14 protein-coding genes and 1 pseudogene are annotated in these 21,225 nt (G+C 40.9%); 13 read left to right on the top strand and 2 right to left on the bottom strand.

Going from position 1 to position 21,225, the window contains the following annotated elements:
* The first annotated feature begins 19 nt into the window (after positions 1 to 19).
* From J3455_RS09205 to J3455_RS09180, 7 genes and pseudogenes are all read left to right on the top strand, one after another.
* Positions 20 to 1,516 (top strand): tryptophan halogenase family protein, encoded by a 1,497-nt coding sequence (locus J3455_RS09205; protein ID WP_349561580.1) that lies wholly within the window; start codon positions 20 to 22, stop codon positions 1,514 to 1,516.
* 2 nt (positions 1,517 to 1,518) lie between these two features.
* A complete protein-coding gene (locus tag J3455_RS09200) occupies positions 1,519 to 3,369 on the top strand; it encodes a glycoside hydrolase family 13 protein (RefSeq protein ID WP_349561579.1) in 1,851 nt (616 codons plus the stop codon).
* A 94-nt stretch (positions 3,370 to 3,463) separates the two neighbouring features.
* Positions 3,464 to 5,338 (top strand): alpha-amylase family glycosyl hydrolase, encoded by a 1,875-nt coding sequence (locus tag J3455_RS09195; protein ID WP_484581178.1) that lies wholly within the window; start codon positions 3,464 to 3,466, stop codon positions 5,336 to 5,338.
* Positions 5,331 to 6,815 (top strand): MFS transporter, encoded by a 1,485-nt coding sequence (locus J3455_RS09190; protein ID WP_167657846.1) that lies wholly within the window; start codon positions 5,331 to 5,333, stop codon positions 6,813 to 6,815. The genes J3455_RS09195 and J3455_RS09190 overlap by 8 nt, the downstream gene beginning before the upstream one ends.
* 12 nt (positions 6,816 to 6,827) lie before the next feature.
* On the top strand, positions 6,828 to 9,227 hold the full coding sequence (locus J3455_RS09185; RefSeq protein WP_349561577.1) for a glucan 1,4-alpha-glucosidase: 2,400 nt from the start codon (positions 6,828 to 6,830) through the stop codon (positions 9,225 to 9,227).
* Positions 9,228 to 9,391: 164 nt separating this feature from the next.
* A pseudogene (locus tag J3455_RS19835) lies at positions 9,392 to 9,562 on the top strand (DUF1287 domain-containing protein); the annotation flags it as partial.
* A 207-nt stretch (positions 9,563 to 9,769) separates the two neighbouring features.
* Positions 9,770 to 10,690 carry a hypothetical protein gene (locus tag J3455_RS09180; protein WP_178927038.1) on the top strand — a complete coding sequence of 307 codons (921 nt, stop codon included), beginning with the start codon at positions 9,770 to 9,772 and terminating at the stop codon, positions 10,688 to 10,690.
* Between the two features lie 70 nt (positions 10,691 to 10,760).
* Here J3455_RS09180 and J3455_RS09175 read toward each other — a convergent pair whose 3' ends face one another.
* Both J3455_RS09175 and J3455_RS09170 read right to left on the bottom strand, forming a co-directional pair.
* Positions 10,761 to 12,947, bottom strand: a complete 2,187-nt coding sequence (locus J3455_RS09175; RefSeq protein WP_178927037.1) for an OsmC domain/YcaO domain-containing protein — start codon at positions 12,945 to 12,947, stop codon at positions 10,761 to 10,763.
* Positions 12,948 to 13,139: 192 nt separating this feature from the next.
* The gene (locus J3455_RS09170; RefSeq protein WP_130052281.1) at positions 13,140 to 14,159 is read right to left on the bottom strand and encodes a LacI family DNA-binding transcriptional regulator; all 1,020 of its coding nucleotides are present in this window, start codon (positions 14,157 to 14,159) and stop codon (positions 13,140 to 13,142) included.
* Positions 14,160 to 14,573: 414 nt separating this feature from the next.
* On the opposite strand from J3455_RS09170, the gene glk reads away from it, so the two are divergent.
* The 6 genes from glk (at position 14,574) to J3455_RS09140 (ending at position 21,137) form a co-directional block, all read left to right on the top strand.
* Positions 14,574 to 15,572: a glucokinase gene (gene glk, locus J3455_RS09165; protein ID WP_167657850.1), complete on the top strand. Its 999-nt coding sequence runs from the start codon at positions 14,574 to 14,576 to the stop codon at positions 15,570 to 15,572.
* 22 nt (positions 15,573 to 15,594) lie between these two features.
* Positions 15,595 to 16,608: a LacI family DNA-binding transcriptional regulator gene (locus tag J3455_RS09160; RefSeq protein ID WP_130051349.1), complete on the top strand. Its 1,014-nt coding sequence runs from the start codon at positions 15,595 to 15,597 to the stop codon at positions 16,606 to 16,608.
* A 431-nt stretch (positions 16,609 to 17,039) separates the two neighbouring features.
* Positions 17,040 to 18,890 carry a phosphogluconate dehydratase gene (gene edd / locus J3455_RS09155; RefSeq protein ID WP_130052282.1) on the top strand — a complete coding sequence of 617 codons (1,851 nt, stop codon included), beginning with the start codon at positions 17,040 to 17,042 and terminating at the stop codon, positions 18,888 to 18,890.
* Positions 18,891 to 18,924: 34 nt separating this feature from the next.
* Positions 18,925 to 19,545: a bifunctional 4-hydroxy-2-oxoglutarate aldolase/2-dehydro-3-deoxy-phosphogluconate aldolase gene (eda, locus tag J3455_RS09150; RefSeq protein ID WP_130051350.1), complete on the top strand. Its 621-nt coding sequence runs from the start codon at positions 18,925 to 18,927 to the stop codon at positions 19,543 to 19,545.
* 18 nt (positions 19,546 to 19,563) lie between these two features.
* The gene (gap, locus tag J3455_RS09145; RefSeq protein ID WP_063705673.1) at positions 19,564 to 20,568 is read left to right on the top strand and encodes a type I glyceraldehyde-3-phosphate dehydrogenase; all 1,005 of its coding nucleotides are present in this window, start codon (positions 19,564 to 19,566) and stop codon (positions 20,566 to 20,568) included.
* A 125-nt stretch (positions 20,569 to 20,693) separates the two neighbouring features.
* Positions 20,694 to 21,137, top strand: coding sequence for a hypothetical protein (locus J3455_RS09140; protein ID WP_239977821.1), 444 nt, complete (start codon positions 20,694 to 20,696; stop codon positions 21,135 to 21,137).
* Positions 21,138 to 21,225 lie beyond the last annotated feature (88 nt).

The following is a 21,225-nucleotide window of genomic DNA, read 5'->3' as shown; positions in this document are numbered from 1 at the left end:
ATTTGGCGTTAGGTGTACTATGGAATCAAAAAAAATTACAAAGGTAGTGATTGCCGGTGGTGGTACCGCTGGTTGGATAACCGCTGCGTTACTTAATAAAGTGCTTGGGAAAGTGCTTGATATCACGCTTATTGAATCAGCAGAAATTGGCACTGTTGGTGTAGGCGAAGCGAGCATTCCACCTATCTTGCATCTAAATGGTGCGCTTGGCATTTCTGAAAAAGAATTTATAAAGGCCACTGGCGCAACGATTAAACTAGGTATCGAGTTTGAAAATTGGCGCAGCCAAGGCCATAGCTATATGCATGCCTTTGGTGAGATAGGTAAAGACTTTCCGTTTTGTGAGTTTTATCATTTTTGGCTAAAAGCAAATCAAACACAAAACGCGCCTGATTTTTGGGATTTCTCACTTAATTACCAAGCTGCAAAAGCACATAAATTTTCCCACCTTAGTCATATTCCTAATACCCAATTAGCAGGCTTACATTATGCTTATCACTTTGATGCCACACGATATGGCGAATTCTTAAAAGAATTAGCGCAATCACGGGGCGTAAAACGTATCGAAGGCAAAATTGAATCGATTAATCAATGCCATCAAAGCGGATATATTACTTCTTTGCTGATGCAAAATGGCAAGCAAATGGATGGCGACTTATTTATTGATTGCACAGGCCTGCGTGCCTTATTGATAGAACAAACACTCAATACAGGTTTTGAAGATTGGTCACACTGGCTACCTTGTGATAGTGCTGTTGCAGTGCAAAGTGAATCCGCTACGGATGCAATTCCTTATACACGGTCAATTGCAAAAGACTCTGGTTGGCAATGGCAAATTCCATTACAGCATCGTGTAGGAAACGGCCTTGTATATTCGTCTCGTTTCTTATCTGATGAATCAGCTAAACAACAGCTTCTGGACAACTTACCAGCTAAGCCATTGACAGAGCCACGTATTATTAAATTTAAAACAGGGCGTCGTTTAAAGCAGTGGCATAAAAATGTGGTATCGGTTGGCTTATCGAGTGGTTTTTTAGAGCCTTTAGAATCGACCAGTATTCATTTAATTCAAAGTGCAGCCATTCGTTTAATTAAGTTTTTTCCTCATCAAGGTATTAAGCAAAGCTTAGTTGATGAATTTAATAAACAAAGTAAAACAGAATTTGAGCGAATTCGTGACTTTATTATCCTTCATTACAAGCTAACTGAACGTGATGACACTGCATTTTGGCGTTTTTGCAAAGGCATGGATATTCCAAGCAGTCTTAAAAATAAAATTGAGCTATTTAAATCCAGCGGCAAGCTCGTAAGAGAAGACGAAGAGCTATTTGCTGAAGTTGCTTGGCAGCAAGTCATGATAGGGCAAGGTCTTATTGCAGACGATCATCATCCATTAACTGATGCCTTATCTGATGAGCAGTTAAATGAGTTATTTAGTAATTTAAAAACGTTGATTAATAACACCGTAGAGCAGCTACCGAGTCACAGTCAATTTTTAGAAAAAGTACAAAATTAATTATGAAAAAAACACAGACATTTTTAGCGTTAACGACCGCATTTACACTTTTTAACTCGACAGCGAGTTTTGCACTTACCGCTTCACCAGAAAATTGGTGGGTTGGAATGCAAAACGATTCTTTGCAAGTAATGCTTTACGATAACAATATTGCTAACAAAGCGTGGCAAATGATGCCTTACAAGGGCGTTGAGTTTAAAGGGGTGACAACAACAAATAACCCTAACTACGCTTTTTTAGATTTAAACATCAGCGATAATACAAAGCCGGGAAAACTGACTTTTAAAGCTGAAGATGGCACAACGTTTACTTACCCATTAAATGCTCGAGATAAGCAAAGTGCCAACCGCGATGGCTTTACAAACAAAGATACGCTGTATTTAATCAATCCTGATCGCTTTGTAAATGGTGACCCAAGTAACGACAGCGTTGCAGGTATGCAGGAGGCTGCAAATCCGAGCTTCAAAGGAGGTCGTCATGGCGGTGATATTCAAGGTGTTATTAATAGCTTAGATTATCTTGAGGACTTAGGTGTAACGCAACTTTGGTTAACACCTGTGCTTGAAAATGACATGCCAAGTTATTCTTATCATGGTTATGCTATTACTGACTTCTACAAGGTTGATCCGCGTATGGGCAGTAATGCGCTTTATAAAACCTTATCAGCAGAAGCGAAAGAGCATGGTATCGGCTTAGTGATGGACATGGTACTTAACCACTTTGGTTCATCGCATCAGTGGATGACTGACATGCCAACAGTAGATTGGGTTAATTTTGATGGCAAGTTTGAAAACGGTAAAAATGCCACAAGCCACGCCAGACAAACAATTCAAGACCCTCATGCCAGCCAATACGATAAACGTCAATTTAATGATGGGTGGTTTGTTGAGTCGATGCCTGATTTAAATCAGCGCCAGCCGTTACTCTCAACTTATTTGATTCAAAATGCCATTTGGTGGATTGAATACGCCAACTTAAGCGGCATTCGTGTTGATACCTATTCATACTCAGATAAAGCGTTTTTAGCCGATTGGACTAAAGCGATTATGACCGAGTATCCAAACTTTAATATTGTTGGCGAAGAGTGGACAACCAACCCGGCAATTGCATCTTATTGGCAGCGCGGCAAAGTCAATCAAGATGGATATACCTCTGATTTACCAAGTGTGATGGACTTTTCATTACAAGAAGCATTAATCCATGCACTTAACGAAGAAGAAAGCTGGAATACAGGTTGGATAAAAGTATATCAATCGCTGGCGAATGACTTTTTATATGCTGATACAGATAACATTTTAGTGTTTGCTGATAACCATGACATGAGCCGTGTTTACACTGAGCTTGGTCAAGACCTCGCAAAAACTAAATTAGCCATGACGCTGCTGTTAACAACTCGCGGTATTCCACAAATCTATTACGGTACAGAGCTTTTGCTTGATAACACGCCAAGTAATGACCACGGTGATATTCGCATTGACTTCCCTGGTGGGTTTACGGGTCAAAAAACAAATGCATTCACAGGCAAAGGCCTTTCAACTGATCAGCAAGAGATGTTAAGTACCATTAAAAAACTGCTTAAGCTGCGCCAAGAAAAACCAGCGCTAAGTGAAGGTCGTTTAATGCATTTTTCACCAAAGCAAGGCGTTTACAGCTATGTGAGAGAGCATAATGGCCAAACTGTATTGGTCGTTCTTAACAAAAACCAACAAGCTATTGATTGGGATTTAAGCTACATGCAAGAAGTGCTGAAAGGCAATAATAAAGGACGAGATTTAATCAGCAAAAAACGCGTTGAACTTGCAGCGCCAATCCGCTTAAAAGCTATGCAAGCACGCTTAATCGAGCTTGAATAATTGCAACTAATAGGCTGAATACGTATGCATTTACTGTCCGTATGCAGCCCTTAACATTAGTATTAACTGATATTTACAGAAAAATGAAGTAATGATGACAACATACAAACTAACTGCGTTAGTAGTGGCTTCGGTTTTAGGTTTAACTGCCTGTGGTAACGATGCGCCAGTACAGCAGAACACGCAAAAGCAGCAATCAGAATCGAGCCAAGCAGCTATCTCTAAGCCTGTGGTTTATCAAGTATTCACTCGATTATTTGGTAATACAAATACCACCAATAAACCGTGGGGTACATTAGAAGAAAATGGAGTAGGTAAATTCGCTGATTTTAATGATGCTGCATTACAAGGCATTAAAGAGCTAGGTACAACACATGTTTGGTACACAGGTGTACCGCGTCATGCTTTAGTAACTGACTATACCGAATACGGTTTGTCACAAGATGACCCTGATGTTGTAAAAGGCCGTGCAGGCTCACCTTATGCAGTGAAAGACTATTACGATGTTAATCCTGATTTAGCAATTAACCCTGAGCGCCGCTTAGAAGAGTTCGAAGAGCTAATCAATCGTACTCATGAGCACGGTATGAAAGTTGTTATTGATATTGTGCCAAACCATGTAGCGCGTAACTATGAGTCGGTCGCAAAGCCTGAAGGTGTTAAAGATTTTGGTGCTGAAGATGACACGACGAAAACTTATGCTCGCGATAATAACTTTTACTATGTAACAGGGCAGTCATTTCAAGTTCCTACCAGCGATAGCTACCAAGTGTTAGGTGGTAACCCGCATCCTCTAGCAGATAATCAGTTTGCTGAAACACCAGCAAAATGGACGGGTAATGGGGCACGTGCAGCTAAACCTGACATCAATGATTGGTACGAAACAGTTAAAATTAATTACGGCGTGAAACCAGATGGCAGCTACGATTTCCCGACGCTACCTGCTGATTACGCTGATAAAGATTACCGTGCGCACTACGCATTTTGGCAAGATAAAGAGCTACCAAATAGCTGGTATAAATTCCGCGATATCGCGCTTTATTGGTTAGATAAAGGTGTCGATGGTTTTCGTTATGATATGGCAGAGATGGTGCCTGTTGAGTTCTGGAGCTTTTTAAATTCATCAATCAAGATGCAAAAAAGCGATGCTTTTATTTTGGCTGAGGTTTATAACCCAACGCTTTACCGCCCATATATCCAGCAAGGTAAGATGGATTACCTTTACGACAAAGTCGGTTTTTACGACACAGTTAAAGCTGTGATGCAAGGCAAGCAATCAGCGGATACTATTTTCGATATCCAAAGCCAAGTGGCTGATATTGAAGAGCACATGCTGCACTTTTTAGAAAACCATGATGAGCAACGTATTGCTAGCCCAGATTTCGCGGGCAGCAGTGAAAAAGGTAAGCCGGCTATGGTGGTTTCTACATTAATGTCGCGTTCGCCAACATTACTTTATTTTGGTCAAGCTGTCGGTGAAGATGGCTCTGAAGATGGTGGCTTTGGCGACCCAACCCGCACAAGTATCTTCGATTACATGGGTGTACCTGCGCATCAAGCGTGGATGAATAATGGTAAATTCGATGGTGGTGCGCTTTCAAAGCAGCAAGCTGATCTACGCGCTTACTACACTAAGTTAATGTCGTTAAACACGCTTCCTGCCATTGTTGGTGGTGACATGCAAGCGGTTGAATTGACGGGTTCAGAGCAAGTCATTGCCTTTACGCGTAAGCTTGGCCAACAACTGGTGCTTGTAGTAAGTAATTTTTCAGAGAACCCACAAAATGTTGAGCTTAACCTTAACCAAGCGTTGTTACCTAAGCTTAACCACAGTGATTTAACGTTAACTGATAACCTAGAAAATCATGCCGACATTGTGATTTCTGAGGCAACAACGAATGGGCCAATTCAATTACAAATGAATGGTTTAAGCAGTGCAGTATTTACTCTAAAGGCTGATTATGACTAATAACAAACCAACGCTAAGCTTTTGGCAAATATGGAATATGTGTTTTGGATTCTTAGGGATCCAATTTGGCTTTGCATTACAAAACGGTAATGTGAGCCGTATATTTCAAACCTTAGGTGCCAATGTTGATGACATTCCAATCCTTTGGGTTGCAGCGCCGCTTACAGGTCTTATTGTACAACCGATCATCGGTTATTGGAGCGATAAAACTTGGAATAAGTTAGGTCGCCGTCGTCCGTTCTTTTTTTATGGGGCTATTCTAACAACGTTATCGTTATTCATTATGCCTAACTCACCAAGCCTTTGGATTGCAGCGGGTATGCTATGGATCATGGATGCGTCAATTAACGTGACCATGGAGCCATTCCGTGCACTTGTTAGTGATAACCTGCCTAAAAAGCAACGTGCAACTGGTTATGCAATGCAAAGCTTCTTCATTGGTATCGGTGCGGTTGTCGCGTCGGCATTACCTTGGATGATGACTAACTGGTTCGATATTGCCAATACAGCACCAGCTGGACAAATCCCAGATTCTGTAAAATTTTCGTTTTACTTTGGTGCAGTAGTTTTAATTATTGCAGTGTTTTGGACTGTGTTTACCACTAAAGAATATTCCCCAGAAGAGCTAGAAAGTTTTCATGAGCAAGAGCAAAGCAATGACTCGAGCGATGTTCAAAGCGATGTGAATTTTAACAAAGGGGCTGCAATTTTTACGGTTCTTGGCCTTGTCGTTCTTGGAATTGTTACAGGTCTATCTCTTGAAAAAGAGCTTTATTTGCTTGCTGGTGGTTTGATTAGTTTTGGTGTTATTCAATTTATAGCCGGTGCTCTAAAAGCTAAAAATGCAACCAGTGGTGGCTTTTATCAAGTTGTGAATGATGTATTCACTATGCCAGAAACAATGAAGCAATTAGCTTGGGTACAATTTTTTAGCTGGTTCTCATTGTTTGCAATGTGGATTTATACCACCTCGGCGGTAACAAGTTTCCACTATGGCAGCAGTGATACAAGCTCACTTGCATACAACAATGGTGCGGATTGGGTTGGTGTGTTATTTGCCGCTTACAATGGCTTTGCTGCCATTGCAGCACTGTGTATTCCGATTGTCGTTAAAAAAGTGGGACTAAAAATGGCCCATGCTATCAACCTAGTGTTAGGTGCATTAGGGCTGGTCAGCTTTATTGTTATTAAAGATCCAAGTTTACTGATCTGGCCAATGATTGGGGTCGGTTTTGCTTGGGCGTCAATTCTCTCTTTACCATACGCAATGTTAAGTACCTCAGTACCAAGTAAGAAAATGGGTGTGTACATGGGTATCTTTAACTTCTTTATTGTTATCCCGCAGCTTTTAGCGGCAAGCGTATTAGGCCTAATTTTACGCCACCTTTTTGATAATCAACCGATTTATGCGTTAGTGCTAGGTGCAGTGTCATTCGTACTAGCAGCGGTCGCCGTACTGCGCGTTAAGCAACAATAATAAGGACACACAATGAAAAAATTTAATCTAATTACAGCAAGCTTTTTAGCATTAGGTTTAACAGCTTGTAGTTCAGAACAATCAGCAAATATAGCGGTAGACCAAGTTTCTGCACCGGGTGCACCGGGTGTTGAGCCTTTTTGGGCATATTCTGGTAAAACAGGTATTGGTACCTCTTATGAGCAATACCAAGACGGTCACTATAGCGACGCAGCTGCTACCGGCAAAGTATCAAAAGTTTGGTTTTCAATTGCTAAAGGCATGATCACAGAAACCATGTTTGGTTTAATTCACCAAGCACAAATCAAAGATATGCAATTTGTTGTCGTTGGTAAAGATTTTACCGTAACAGAGAACGATGATCTGGATGTAAGCATTGATTATTTATATAAAGATGACGCAGGTCGCCCATTATCGCTTGCGTACAAAGTAGTAAGTAAAGACAAGCAAGGTCGTTTCACCTTAGAAAAACATATCTTTACAGATCCTAACGGGCAAACACTGTTTGTTCGTAGTGTATTTAATACAGACCTTGAAGATGTGAAAGCCTACGTTAATGTGAATCCTTATATCGATAACAATGGCTTAGATGATTTTGCAAAAGTGACTGACAAGGGTCTAGTTGCTTGGCAAGATGATAACTTTTTATCTTTACAAGCCGCTCAACCATTCAAACAAGCAAGCGTTGGCTTTACGGGTGTAAGTGATGACTTAAAAGAGTTGAGAGCATCGCAATCTTTACCAACTACTTACCAAAATACCGGTGATAAGTCGGGTAATGTAAGCTTACTTGCAGAGCTGGGCGAAGTATCAAAAAACACCACCTTTGATTTAGCTTTAAGCTTTGGTAAATCTGAAGTTGCAAGCCTCAAAGAAGGTCAAGCAAGTTTAAACCAAGGCTATCAAAAAGTGCTTGCTGCATATAACGGTGAAGGTGCTGCCATTGGTTGGCAAGACTACTTAACAAGCCTTGAACCTTTGAGCACATTAACTAACAGCACTGCTGATAATGGTAAGTTGCTCTATACCAGTGCTATGGTGTTAAAAGCGCAAGAAGATAAAACTCATGCAGGTGCTTTAATTGCGTCACTTTCTAACCCTTGGGGTGAAACGGTTTCGGCTAAAACAGGTTCTACCGGTTATAAAGCGGTTTGGGTTCGTGATTTCTATCAAGTTGCAATGGCATTTATGGCCATGGGTGATGCACGTACTGCTAAAACGGCGTTTGAGTATCTAGAAAAAGTACAAGTAACAGATAACACACTAGGCAATGGTGGTGACACTGGCTGGTTCTTACAAAAGACACATGTTGATGGTGAACTTGAGTGGGTAGGTGTACAGCTTGACCAAACAGCAATGCCAATTATGTTAGCTTGGAAACTTCATCAAGCAGGCGTACTTAGCGATCAAGAGCTGACAGATTGGTATGGCAAAATGTTAAAACCAGCTGCTGATTTCTTGGTTGATGGTGGCCTTGCCAAAATTCTTTGGAACGACACGCAAATTACACCTCCAGCAACGCAACAAGAGCGCTGGGAAGAACAAAATGGTTTTTCTCCATCAACAACAGCTGCGGTTGTTGCAGGTCTAGTGACAGCTGCTGATATTGCTAAAAAAGCAGGTGACACTAAAAATGCAGAGCGTTACCTAGCAACGGCTAAAACCTATAACAGTGAAATTGAAAGCACGATGTTTACGACTCAAGGTAATCTTAAGTCTGAAGACAGTGATGGTGAATACTTCATTCGTATCGGTCAAGACAAAGATCCAAACTCATCAACTACGCTTAATGCCAATAATGGTCGTGAAGGCTTTGATAAAAAGCAAATCCTTGATGGTGGTTTCTTAGAGCTTGTACGCTATGGTGTACGTGATGCACTTGCTCCGAGCATTGTAAAAACATTACCAGAGTATGATGACGAAACCTTAGTTGATAACCTTCAAGTACGCTATACCTTTAACTTTGCTGATGGCTCAGGTTCATTCCCTGGTTACCGTCGCTATGGTAACGATGGTTACGGTGAAGATGAAGTGACCGGTAACAACTACGCTGAAGGTGGTAACAACACCCCTGGTCAACGTGGTCGTGTATGGCCGTTTTTCACGGGTGAGCGTGGTCACTATGAAATCGCTGCGGCAAACGCAACCAATAGCCTAGATGCGATGAAGCAACAAGCGATTAAAGACACCTATGTAAAAGGAATGGAAGCTTTTGCCAATGAAGGCATGATGTTACCTGAACAAGTTTGGGATGGCGTAGGTAACAATAAAGCTGGTTATCAGCTAGGTGAGGGCACAAACTCGGCAACACCGCTTGCTTGGACTCACGCTGAATACATCAAGTTACTTCGTTCAGTGAGCGATAAACAAGTATGGGATCATTACCCAGTTGTTGAAGACGCATTGAAGTAAGTTTTACTAACGCATTGACACAAAAGCCACAGCACTTGCTGTGGCTTTTGTTTTTAAAGTCGCCTGCCTCTAAGTAGCGAACAAATCACTGCGTTGTTAATGAAGGCATGCGTGATAACTTTACTTTATATCCATCAAGCAGAATATGAGGTCTAACAAAGTCGGATTCAAATATTGATCACCTTCGTGTCCCTTACTTACAGCATTTATTTCAACGACATGTGCAGAGCCTGACTTTAAGTGAAGACGTTAGTAATTATAAAAGGAGAGATATTGTAACTTGGATACTATCTGGCAACTTACCCCATGTTGGAATAGTGACAGCTGAACTATAAGGAGTTACAACAAGGCCACTCATAGTAACGATATGGCCTAATCACTAAGATATGTTACTTAATTACAAAATGACAGGACATTAACGTTATAAACCTAAAACCCTAGCATTTGCATTGGGCTTCAATTACTTACCATTTTAATATACATTTAAGTTATCTTTGAACCTGTACTAGGTAAACCTGAATTTAGCATAAAAAGGAATTAATATGAAAACTGCTAGATGGTTCGTTGCCAGCTTTTTACTGCTCTTTACGACGACTGTTTTTGCTTCAAAGGAAGTTGTGATTGAGAAGTCTGATAAATTTACTGCACTGTCAAAAGGCTTTAAGGTAAGTGTTAGAACTGGCCCTACAAAAAACGCTAAAATTTATGACTTTTCGACAAAGAAAATAACCATCGCTGATGAGCATGGTGCACCTTTTCAACGTTACTATTTGCAACTTGCCAAAGCCAATAAAGAGTGGGCTAAAGAAATAGTTACGTTTGACGACAAAACGAATGTAATTGACTTAAATGCACTACTTTTTGGTCAATTGATAGATACTTCGGAATTGAAAAAATTAGACTCTGCGCATGCTTTTTCTTTCTATAATCGCCTTGAACGTATTCTCTCGGAAGAATATGGCACATTTGAACAGGTGTACAGAGATGGTCTTGCTGACTATCTAAGTTATATGTCGATAGAGGCCGGATTTGATAATTACATAGCGAGAACAGGTATAGCGGGTGATAAACTCATACAAGCACTTAAAAAAGTAAATATGCCGCCTTTGGTTGAACACCAACAATTAATTACTGAGTTTATTAAAGCTGTAAATCAAAAAGACAAAACGTGGTTGTTGGCCCAACAACAACCTAATTCCTCACAAAGAGCCTCAGGGATTTATGCGCGCGGTTTAAACGTACTTTTTGAGTACTTTGACAGAATCGGTAACCCTACAAAGTTTAATATTATACGAGAAACGCAAGGCCGTTCTTTTGACCTTAATTCGAATAAATACTTTATTATTGAATTGCTTGAACATAAAGGCCAACGAGAAAAAGTAGAGATGGAGTTTATGTTTGTAGACACTTATGGTGGCCGCTTTATTGCTGAGTATGATATTACAGGCGTGCATTTTCGCTAAGTTAACATTTAAGTGTCGCGAAAAAGTAAAGCCGCACGTTGTGAAAACGTGCGGCTCGGATATTCCTTGGTTACAGCCCCGCTTTTTTCGCGCGAGCAGCGTGTAGCTTTTTGTAACTTTCGATTAAACGAAGGTGTCTATCTAAACCTTCAAGCTTCATGCTGGTTTCTGTTAAGCCATAAAACATCACATCGCCATTGATTGAGCCAACTACAGCATCCATGGTTTCTTGACCAAACATACGAGTGAAGCTGTGAATGTAATCTTCAATCTCAAGGTCATCGCTTAGTGCTACTTCTAACGTTGCGTGCATTGCCTGGTAGAATAGGCCACGTTCAACAATGGTATTGTCATTATATTGTAAGAAAGCTTCAACCAGCTCCATTGCCGCTTCTAAATCACCGAGTGCTAAATAAATAAGCAGTTTTAGCTCAAGAATCGTTAACTGACCCCACACTGTGTTTTCATCAAACTCAATGCCGATTAAGGTGATGATATCAATGTAGTTATCTAGTTCACTTTGTTCTAGGCGTTCAACTAAATCGGCAAGTTGATCTTCTGATAAACGGTGTAGGTTTAAGATATCTTCGCGGAAGTTCAGTGCTTTATTGGTATTGTCCCAGATTAAGTCTTCTACAGGATAAACTTCTGAGTAATCGGGCACCAAAATGCGGCAAGCAGTACCAAGGTCTGAGAACTCAGCAATGTAAGCTTCTTTACCTAAGCTTTCTAAAATTCCGAATAAGCTCGCTGTTTCTTCCTCATTACTGCCAGAGAAATCCCATTCAACAAAATCATAATCGTGTTTAGCGCTGAAGAAACGCCATGAGATCACGCCCGTTGAGTCAATAAAGTGCTCTACAAAGTTTTCAGGCTCAGAAACCGCCATGCTATTGAACGTTGGCTTAGGTACATCGTTTAAGCCTTCAAAGCTTCTGCCTTGTAATAACTCAGTTAAACTGCGCTCTAACGCAACTTCAAAGCTTGGGTGCGCACCAAAAGAGGCAAATACCCCTCCTGTTTTAGGGTTCATGAGTGTTACGCACATCACTGGGAACTGACCACCTAGCGAGGCATCTTTTACTACAACAGGGAAACCTTGTTCTTCAAGACCATTAATACCCGCAACAATACCTGGGTATTTATTTAATACTTCCTGTGGTACGTCTGGTAAAACAATTTCTTGTTCAATGATTTGACGCTTAACGGCACGCTCGAAAATTTCAGATAAACATTGTACTTTTGCCTCGGCAAAATTGTTACCTGCGCTCATACCATTACTTAAGAATAAGTTTTCGATCAGGTTTGAAGGAAAGTAAACAGTTTCACCGTCTGAATGGCGAACATAAGGAATAGAGCAAATACCACGATCTTTATTACCAGAGTTGGTATCGATTAGGTGTGAGCCACAAAGTTCACCATCTGGATTATAAATTTCACGGGTGTAATTATCTAAAATACCCTCTGGTAGCGAGTCATCGTCAGTTAGTGCAAACCACTTTTCATTTGGGTAATGTACGAACTCGCTATTGGCAATGTCTTCGCCTAAGAACTGGTCGTTATAGAAGAAGTTACAGTTTAAGCGCTCAATAAATTCACCTAAAGCTGAGCATAACGCGCTTTCTTTGGTCGCACCTTTACCATTGGTAAAACACATTGGCGACGCAGCGTCACGGATATGTAAAGACCACACATTTGGCACAATATTACGCCAAGAAGAGATTTCGATTTTCATCCCTAACTCTTCAAGGATGGTCGTCATATTTGCGATGGTTTCTTCAAGCGGTAAATCTTTACCTAAAATAAACGTGTTGCTGTCATCACCTGGTTTTGCCATCAGCATTGCTTGCGCATCAGCTTCAATGCTTTCAACAGTATCGATTTTAAATTCAGGGCCGGTTTGAATAACACGTTTTACTGTACAACGCTCAACAGAGCGTAAAATACCCGTGCGGTCTTTCTCAGAAAGGCTTTCTGGTAATTCAACCTGAATTTGGAAAATTTGGTTATAGCGGTCTTCTGGGTCAACGATATTGTTTTGCGCAACACGAATACCATCTGTCGGGATATCGCGCGAATTACAATACACTTTAATGAAGTAAGCCGCACACAATGCAGATGAAGCTAAGAAGTAATCGAATGGACTTGGTGCAGTGCCATCACCCTTATAGCGTATAGGTTGGTCTGCAATGACAGAGAAATCATCAAACTTAGCTTCAAGCCTGAGGTTGTCGAGAAAATTAACTTTAATTTCCATTAAAAAATTCCACCTTTGTGCGCGTTGCTATCTAAGCTTTGTGTGCCAGATAAGCGTTTTCATCATAATAGGTGTAATTATCTGCTTTTTCGAAGTAATAGTCTTGGGTAAATCGAAAAAAAACTAATTTTAATGCAATAAGTTTCTGGTTGGGAAGGGAGTAGGCGATAACAAAGCTGTTATCGCTAAAAATTAAACACTCGAACCACGAATAATTAACCGTGGTGGTAAAAGGGTATTCTCTACATCTTCACCCCGAATGAGTTTGAGCAGGTTATCTACCAACATTTGTCCGGCGAGGGTAGTGTCTTGTTGAACAGTGGTAAGTGGTGGGTTTACAAAGCTGGCAACCGCAATGTTATCAAAACCAACAACATGTACATCATCAGGGACCTTGATTTTTGCTTCTTTTAACGCGCGAATAGCACCAATAGCAATCAAGTCGCTGGCCGCAAATAATGAGTTAAAACGAATGTTATTTGCTATGAGGGAACGAGTCGCGTGATAGCCAGATTCTTCTGTTGAAATAGCATTAGCCATCTTACGTTCGTTTAAAGCCACGCCTTTGGCTAAGAATGCATCTTTAAAACCTTGGTAGCGAGCAAAAAACTCAGGGCTATGATCAGAGGCATCACCAATAAATGCACAATCAGTTCTTCCGGTTGCGAGTAAATGCTCAGCAGCTAATTTACCACCACCGTAGTTATCACAGCTGACAGTTAAATCTGGGCGGTTATCTACGCTTGCCCCCCAACATACAAACTTAGTGTTTTGGTCAATTAAGGTTTTAAACTTAGGCTGATAATCGAGGTAATCACCATAACCAAGCAAAATTAGGCCATCTGCACGGTGGCTGTCTTCGTAATCAGCTTGCCAATCAGAGCTGCTAGACTGAAACGATACGAGTAAATCGTAGCCTTCTTTTGCACAGGCTCTTGTAATACTGCCTAGCATTGCTAAGAAGAAAGGATTTATTTGTGATTCATCCGAGGTTGGATCTTCAAATAATAAAAGTGCCAGGGTGCTACTTTGTTGTGTTCTTAAGTTACTGGCATTTTTATCAACTTTATAGTTGAGCTGCTTTGCTACCTCGTGAACACGTCGACGCGTTTCTTCGTTGACCAAAGGGCTATTTCGCAGCGCGCGAGACACGGTTGACTGTGACACACCCGCATAATGTGCAATGTCAAATGATGTCGCCTTACCTTTCATATGGTTACCAAATAACAGAAGAAGTATTTCCATTTTCGGCTATTTAATATTTTTTTCAAGCTATTTGTGACAAGCGGCGTGTGTGTGACTGTTCTGTACACAGCTAGGCATTTTTTATGCGTATATATATGCTTTTTCGATACTTAATACGCAGGTTTTCTTAATAAATACGTATGCATGCACAAATAATGAAAATTTTTATTGATCCCAATCTGACACCGGTGTCATAATGTCACTGTTTTATCATTTTGTTGTCAAAACGTATTTGGCTGCCCATTCAATTGGGCAGCATTTTTTTAATACAAAAGATAGCTTCCTTGAGGCAATGACCCAAAGTTTAGCAGACACAATGGCTTTGCCATTGAAAACTAGAAAAATAAGCGGCAACTAGCTTAGACAAATAGAGAAAACAACATGAACACACAGACAACGACAGAATTCGCTCCTATTCTTGTTGCCGATATTGGCGGCACTAACGCTCGTTTCGCTTTAATCACTGACTTTAATGCACAAACTAACCAGTTTGTTATCGAGCATAATTTAACATTCCCAAGTGCTGACTTTGGCTCTTTAGAAAGTGCAATTACTCAGTATTTCAGCCAAATTTCATTTCCAAAGCCAAACCGTGCATGTTTAGCGGTAGCGGGTCCGATTAAAGCAGGTCAAGTACATTTAACAAACCTTGGCTGGCACTTTAATGTTGCAGACTTAAAAGTTGAATTCGCATTTGAGCAACTTGAAGTAATCAACGATTTTGCTGCATTTGCTTATGCGGCTCCTTATTTAGATGATTCACAAAATATGGCCGTTAAAGCAGGCCAAGCTGATGAAAATGCTAATATTGCCGTAATGGGACCTGGTACAGGTTTTGGTGCTGCGTGTTTAGTTCGAACATCTCAAGGCAGCGCTGTTCTTAGCTGCGAGGCAGGCCATATTACTCTTGCAGCAGTAACTGAATTAGACCGGTTGCTAATTACTGAACTTAAAAAGCAATTAAATCATGTGTCTGTAGAGACTGTGTTCTCAGGCCCTGGTATAGCGCATTTATATCGTGCTATGGCTGCAGTAAAAGGCGTTGAAGCTAAGAATTTAGATGCAGCACAAATCAGTGAGTTGGCAACTACAGGTCAATGTGAAGTGTGTGATGCAACGCTAAATCAATTTTGTGATTGGATTGGTAGCGTAGCAGGGGATTTAGCCCTGACATTTGGCGCATTAGGTGGCGTATTTATTGGTGGTGGTATTTTACCTCGCATGCAACAACGTCTATTATCTAGTCGATTTGTTGAACGTTTTGCAGACAAAGGCATAATGTCGCAATATACTTCACAGATCCCTGTTACGCTTGTAACACAAGACAACATTCCATTCATTGGTGCTGCTGCGTGTATACATGTTAAAAGTAACGCGTAATTAGCAGTTGGATGTAGAGCGGATGAAGAAAGTAACCATCAACAGTGTCGCCAGCTATGCCGGTGTATCGAAAAAAACAGTATCTCGCGTTCTCAACAACGAGCCAAACGTGAGTGATGCAACGCGCGAAAAAGTACTTAAAGTATTTAAAGAGCTTGATTACACGCCAAACCCAATTGCACGAGGTTTGGCACAAAACCGTAGTTTTATTATTGGTTGCTTATACGATAATCCTAGTAAAAGCTATATTACCCGTGTCCAAACTGGTGCCTTAGCTGCCTGTCATGAGCTTAATTACAACTTATTGATCCATCCTTGTGAGTTACGTGGCGACGAATTAATTAGTAATATTGAGCAGTTGATTCAAACCTCGCGTTTAGACGGTATTGTACTGACCCCTCCATTTTCAGATTTTCCTGAACTTGTAAGCTTTTTAAAATCGAAAAAGATCCCGTATGCTCGCGTCGCATCAGCGGTACTTGAAGACGACTCTATTTCTGTAAGAAGTAATGATGAGCAGGGAGCTTTTGAAATAACTGAGCATCTTATTAAGCTTGGTCATAAAGAAATCGCTTTCATTAAAGGTCACCCTGATCACAGTGCTACAGAGCAACGTTTTAAAGGTTACCGAAGAGCACTTGCTTCAAACGGCATTGAGTTTGATGAGCGCTTAGTTGAAGAAGGTAACTTCAGTTATCACTCTGGTGTTGACAGTGCCCGTACTATTCTAGATTTAAATCCTCGGCCAACGGCGGTATTTGCTTCAAATGATTACATGGCAGCAGCGGTGTTAAAACTTGCTACGCAAATGCAGTTAAGAGTGCCAGATGATATTTCTATCGCTGGATTTGATAACGCTCCAATTGCTCGTCATATCTGGCCAGGGTTAACTACCATTGCTCAACCAGTTGAAGAAATGACTCAGCAAGCAGTCAAGCAATTGATTACTCATATTAGTGACCCACAAGAGTCGCCTTATCAAGTAACCCTTGAAGCAAAACTCATTACTCGTGAGTCGACAGCTGCAATTAAATAAATTTCATCTTGTTTTTTCACAGTAGCCCGAGAATGAGTGACGCGTTCTCGGGCTTTTTTATTTCAGATGGGAAAAATGGATAACAACACTTTAACTCATTGTTTTAAAATAGAACTAACTACAAACTTAGGCTAGAGGGTACGCCTTTGATAGTAGTACTTCATATGAATTCTGCTCATATTCTACTAAAATAAAGTTGTTCATTATTTGGTCATTTAAAAAAATTAAACTAAATTTAACAGATAAGGTTGACACCGGTGTCACAGTCATGAGTTAATACAGTGACACCGGTGTCAGGTTGGTTGTGAGAGACAGCCTGTCAGCGTACCTTTGAACGGGTAAATCAAAGATGCTCAGTACAATTATTTTCGTGGAGTCTGTAATTGTTACTGAGCCTTTATCCTCTAACTATAGAGATGAGTCGAATTTATATGTTGCATCCTCGTATTCAAGAAGTCACCGAACGCGTTATCGAACGCAGTAAAGAGACCCGCCAAGCTTATTTAGAGCGAATCTCGCACGCAAAAAAACAAACAAGAGTTCGTGCAGGTTTAGGCTGTGGTAATATTGCACATGTTATGGCTGCTTGTAGCAGCGATGACAAAGATCGTTTAAAAGCAGACGAGCAACCAAATCTAGCTATCATCAACGCTTATAACGACATGCTTTCTGCGCATGTCCCTTACAAAGATTACCCAGAAATCATCAAAAACCTTGCGACTAAGTACGATGCAACAGCACAAGTTGCTGGCGGTGTACCAGCAATGTGTGATGGCGTAACACAAGGCCGTGACGGTATGGAGTTATCATTGTTCTCACGTGACGTGATTGCAATGTCTACTGCGGTTTCTTTATCGCATGATGTATTCGACGGTGTTTTCTGTTTAGGTGTTTGTGACAAAATCGTCCCAGGACTTTTAATTGGTGCTTTATCATTTGGTCATTTACCAACGTATTTTTTACCAGCAGGTCCAATGCAATCGGGTATCCCGAATAAAGAAAAAGCTCGTGTTCGTCAAAAATTTGCACAAGGCTTAGTAAGTCGTGAAGAGCTTCTTGAAGCTGAAAGCGCATCTTATCACAGTGCCGGTACATGTACTTTCTACGGTACGGCAAACTCGAATCAAATGTTAATGGAAATCATGGGTCTACATTTACCAGGTAGCTCTTTCATTAACCCTTACACAGAACTACGTGATGGTTTAACAGGTCATGCTGTAGAAACTATGTTAAAGCAGTTAATCGAAACAAAAGATGCTAACTGCCTTGCAGATGTAGTAAGTGAAAAAACAATTATTAATGGTTTAGTTGGCTTGTTATCAACAGGCGGCTCAACAAACCACGCAATCCACTTAGTGGCTATTGCGAAAGCTGCAGGTGTGATCCTAACGTGGAAAGACATGGCTGACTTATCTGAAGTTGTGCCACTTCTTACGCGTATCTACCCGAACGGCTCAGCTGATGTGAACCACTTCCAAGCAGCTGGCGGTATGGGCTTCTTAATGAAGCAACTACTTAGCAAAGGTTACTTACATAACGATGTGAAAACGATTGTCGGTGATGGGTTAGAAGCATACACCACGGAGCCAATGTTAGATAAAGATTCATCGGTGATTATGACTAACAGCACAGGCCCAAGCAAAGTTAAATGGGTGTCGTGTCCTGAAAAGTCACACGACGAAGAAGTATTGCGCCCAATTGATAACCCGTTTAGTAAGCAGGGTGGTTTACAGCTTCTTACTGGTAACCTTGGTAAAGCAGTTATTAAAGTATCAGCAGTGGCAGAGTCACACCAAGTTGTTTCTGCACCAGCTAAAGTATTTAGCTCACAAGGTGAGTTACAAGAAGCGTATAGCCGCGGTGAATTAAACACAGACTTTATTGCTGTAATTAAAGAGCAAGGTCCGAAAGCGAAAGGCATGCCTGAACTTCATAAGTTGACGCCAGTAATGGCAACACTGCAAGACCAAGGCTACAAAGTGGCGATTGTCACAGACGGTCGTATGTCGGGTGCATCTGGTAAAGTTCCTGCTGCAATCCACTTAGCACCAGAAGCTGTTGAAGGTGGTGTAATCGCTAAAATTCACGAAGGTGATTTAGTGACGCTTGACGCACCAGCAGGTGTATTGAAAGTACATGTAAGCGATGAAGAATTAGCAAAACGTGAATTACAACTTAGCCAACCAAGCCAAACATACGGCACAGGTCGAGAGTTATTTGCAGGTTTCAGAAATATAGTAAGTAGTGCAGACCTAGGCGCTAGCGCCTTTGGTTTAGAATAATAATACGCCGTTACTGGGCTATGAGGAACAAACAATGAGCATTGAGAAAATTTTATCATCGGCACCTGTGGTACCGGTTGTTGTTATCGAAAAACTTGAAGATGCAGCACCCCTTGCACGTGCGCTTTATAACGGTGGCTTAAAAGCATTAGAAATTACTTTGCGTACGCCAATTGCGGCAGAAGCAGTGAAGCTAATGAAAGAAGCCGTACCAGAAGCATACGTTGGCACAGGTACTGTGGTTGATAAAGCGACATTTAATGCATCAGTTGAAGCCGGTGCTGACTTTATGGTTAGCCCTGGCGTAAACGACGAATTATTAGCACTGGCTAAAGAGTCTGATATTCCATTTTTACCAGGTGCTGCGACACCAAGTGAAGTAATGAAATTAGCAAGCCAAGGCTTTAAGTTTCTAAAGTTCTTCCCTGCAGAAGCAGCGGGTGGCACTGCAATGCTGAAATCAATTGGTGGCCCTTTACCACAAGTAACATTTTGTCCAACAGGCGGCATTAGCCTTGAAACAGCACCTAACTACCTCGCACTTAAAAACGTAATCTGTGTGGGTGGTACGTGGATGTTAGACAAACAACTTATTGAAAACAAAGACTGGCAAGCCATTGAAGCGCTTGCTCGCCAAGCAAGTGAAGTAAAATAATTAACGGGAGATATTAGAATGATTAATGTTGCAATTAATGGCTATGGACGTATCGGTCGTAACGTATTACGTGCCCTTTATGAGTCAGCTCAAAACAACGAAATCAAAATCGTTGCAATTAACGATTTAGCACCAGCAAATGTTAACGCGCATTTAACTCAATTTGACTCAGTTCACGGTCAATTTTCTCAAAAAGTAACACTTGCTGAAAACACCATGCTAATTGGTAATGACGAAATTACCCTTACGCAAGAGCGTGATCCTGCAAACCTTCCTTGGAAAGCTCTAAACGTAGATATCGTTCTAGAATGTACTGGTTTATTCACTTCACGTGAGGCAGCGGCTAAACACATTGAAGCAGGTGCTAAAAAAGTAATCGTTTCTGCTCCTGGTACTGATATGGATGCAACTGTTGTTCATGGTGTTAATAGTGAAGTATTAAACGCTGACAGCAACATTATCTCAAATGCATCGTGTACAACAAACTGTTTAGCGCCGATTGCAAAAGCAATCAACGACACAGTAGGTATCGAGCAAGGTAGCATGACGACAATTCATGCATACACAAACGATCAAAACTTATCTGACGTTTATCACCCAGATTTATATCGTGCACGTAGCGCAACTCAGTCAATGATCCCAACTAAAACAGGTGCTGCTAAAGCAGTTGGCTTAGTACTTCCTGAACTTGCGGGTAAACTAGACGGCATGGCAGTACGTGTACCAACAATCAACGTTTCTTTAGTAGACTTAACGTTCGTTGCTAAGCGTGAAACAACTGCAGCAGAAATCAACGAAGTAGTTAAAGCAGCATCAGAAGGTGCAATGCAAGGTATTCTTGAATACAACGAACTACCGCTTGTTTCTATCGACTTTAACCACAACCCAGCGTCTTCAATCTTCGATTCAACCCAAACTAAGGTAGATGGTAAGCTTGTTAAAGTGATGGCTTGGTACGATAACGAGTGGGGTTTCTCAAACCGCATGTTAGACCAAGTTAAAGCGCTAGGTCAGTTCTTATAATAGAACAGTAAAAGTTTAAGCTTTATCCAACAAAGCCACGTTTATCGTGGCTTTTTTGGTTTTTACTGGAAATTAATTTGGATTCACATTACTTTATTGTGCGTAATTGTTTTCAAGGAAAGATAATGAAAAAAATCTTATTAACTACGTCACTCTTTTTATCGTCGATACTGCCTAGTTATGTATCCGCATCGCAAGAAGCACAGCAACTTGCAGTGTGTTTAACTGATTCACTAAATGGCAAAGAGCGAAAGAACCTCGCTAAGTGGATTTATCTAGGTATGTCGACGCACAGTATAATTAAGCCTTTCTCGAACGTGACAGAACAAGATATGGATGAAACTAATCGCTATGTTGGTGCGTTAGTTACGCGTTTATTAACCGAAGACTGTCCAAAGCAAGCAAAGGCGGCGATTGAAGTCGGCGGTCAGGGAGCAATGGAAAACGCATTCGGTATTGTGGGTGAAGTTGCAATGCAAGAGTTAATGGCTGAGCCAAGTGTGGGTAATGCTTTAGGTGCATTTGATAAATACCTTGATCAAGATAAGTTTGATAAAGCATTTCAGTAATAGTTAAAGGCTTATTCTTTTATAAGCCTAAATCGTTTTATAAGGATATGGATGTTCAATAATATTAGACACTTCTTCGCTATTAATT

Origin of the sequence: Pseudoalteromonas sp. NFXS39 (assembly GCF_040148775.1) — a bacterium.
GTDB lineage: Bacteria > Pseudomonadota > Gammaproteobacteria > Enterobacterales > Alteromonadaceae > Pseudoalteromonas > Pseudoalteromonas apostichopi.
Note: the sequence above shows the minus strand (reverse complement) of the source record. Positions and strands in the feature narration are given on the sequence as shown.

Excerpts from the sequence above, each read along its gene's own strand:
- J3455_RS09205 (WP_349561580.1), top strand. The coding sequence starts at position 20 with ATGGAATCAAAAAAAATTACAAAGGTAGTGATTGCCGGTGGTGGTACC.
- J3455_RS09200 (WP_349561579.1), top strand. The coding sequence starts at position 1,519 with ATGAAAAAAACACAGACATTTTTAGCGTTAACGACCGCATTTACACTT.
- J3455_RS09195 (WP_484581178.1), top strand. The coding sequence starts at position 3,464 with ATGACAACATACAAACTAACTGCGTTAGTAGTGGCTTCGGTTTTAGGT.
- J3455_RS09190 (WP_167657846.1), top strand. The coding sequence starts at position 5,331 with ATGACTAATAACAAACCAACGCTAAGCTTTTGGCAAATATGGAATATG.
- J3455_RS09185 (WP_349561577.1), top strand. The coding sequence starts at position 6,828 with ATGAAAAAATTTAATCTAATTACAGCAAGCTTTTTAGCATTAGGTTTA.
- J3455_RS09180 (WP_178927038.1), top strand. The coding sequence starts at position 9,770 with ATGAAAACTGCTAGATGGTTCGTTGCCAGCTTTTTACTGCTCTTTACG.
- J3455_RS09175 (WP_178927037.1), bottom strand. The coding sequence starts at position 12,947 with ATGGAAATTAAAGTTAATTTTCTCGACAACCTCAGGCTTGAAGCTAAG.
- J3455_RS09170 (WP_130052281.1), bottom strand. The coding sequence starts at position 14,159 with ATGAAAGGTAAGGCGACATCATTTGACATTGCACATTATGCGGGTGTG.
- glk (WP_167657850.1), top strand. The coding sequence starts at position 14,574 with ATGAACACACAGACAACGACAGAATTCGCTCCTATTCTTGTTGCCGAT.
- J3455_RS09160 (WP_130051349.1), top strand. The coding sequence starts at position 15,595 with ATGAAGAAAGTAACCATCAACAGTGTCGCCAGCTATGCCGGTGTATCG.
- edd (WP_130052282.1), top strand. The coding sequence starts at position 17,040 with ATGTTGCATCCTCGTATTCAAGAAGTCACCGAACGCGTTATCGAACGC.
- eda (WP_130051350.1), top strand. The coding sequence starts at position 18,925 with ATGAGCATTGAGAAAATTTTATCATCGGCACCTGTGGTACCGGTTGTT.
- gap (WP_063705673.1), top strand. The coding sequence starts at position 19,564 with ATGATTAATGTTGCAATTAATGGCTATGGACGTATCGGTCGTAACGTA.
- J3455_RS09140 (WP_239977821.1), top strand. The coding sequence starts at position 20,694 with ATGAAAAAAATCTTATTAACTACGTCACTCTTTTTATCGTCGATACTG.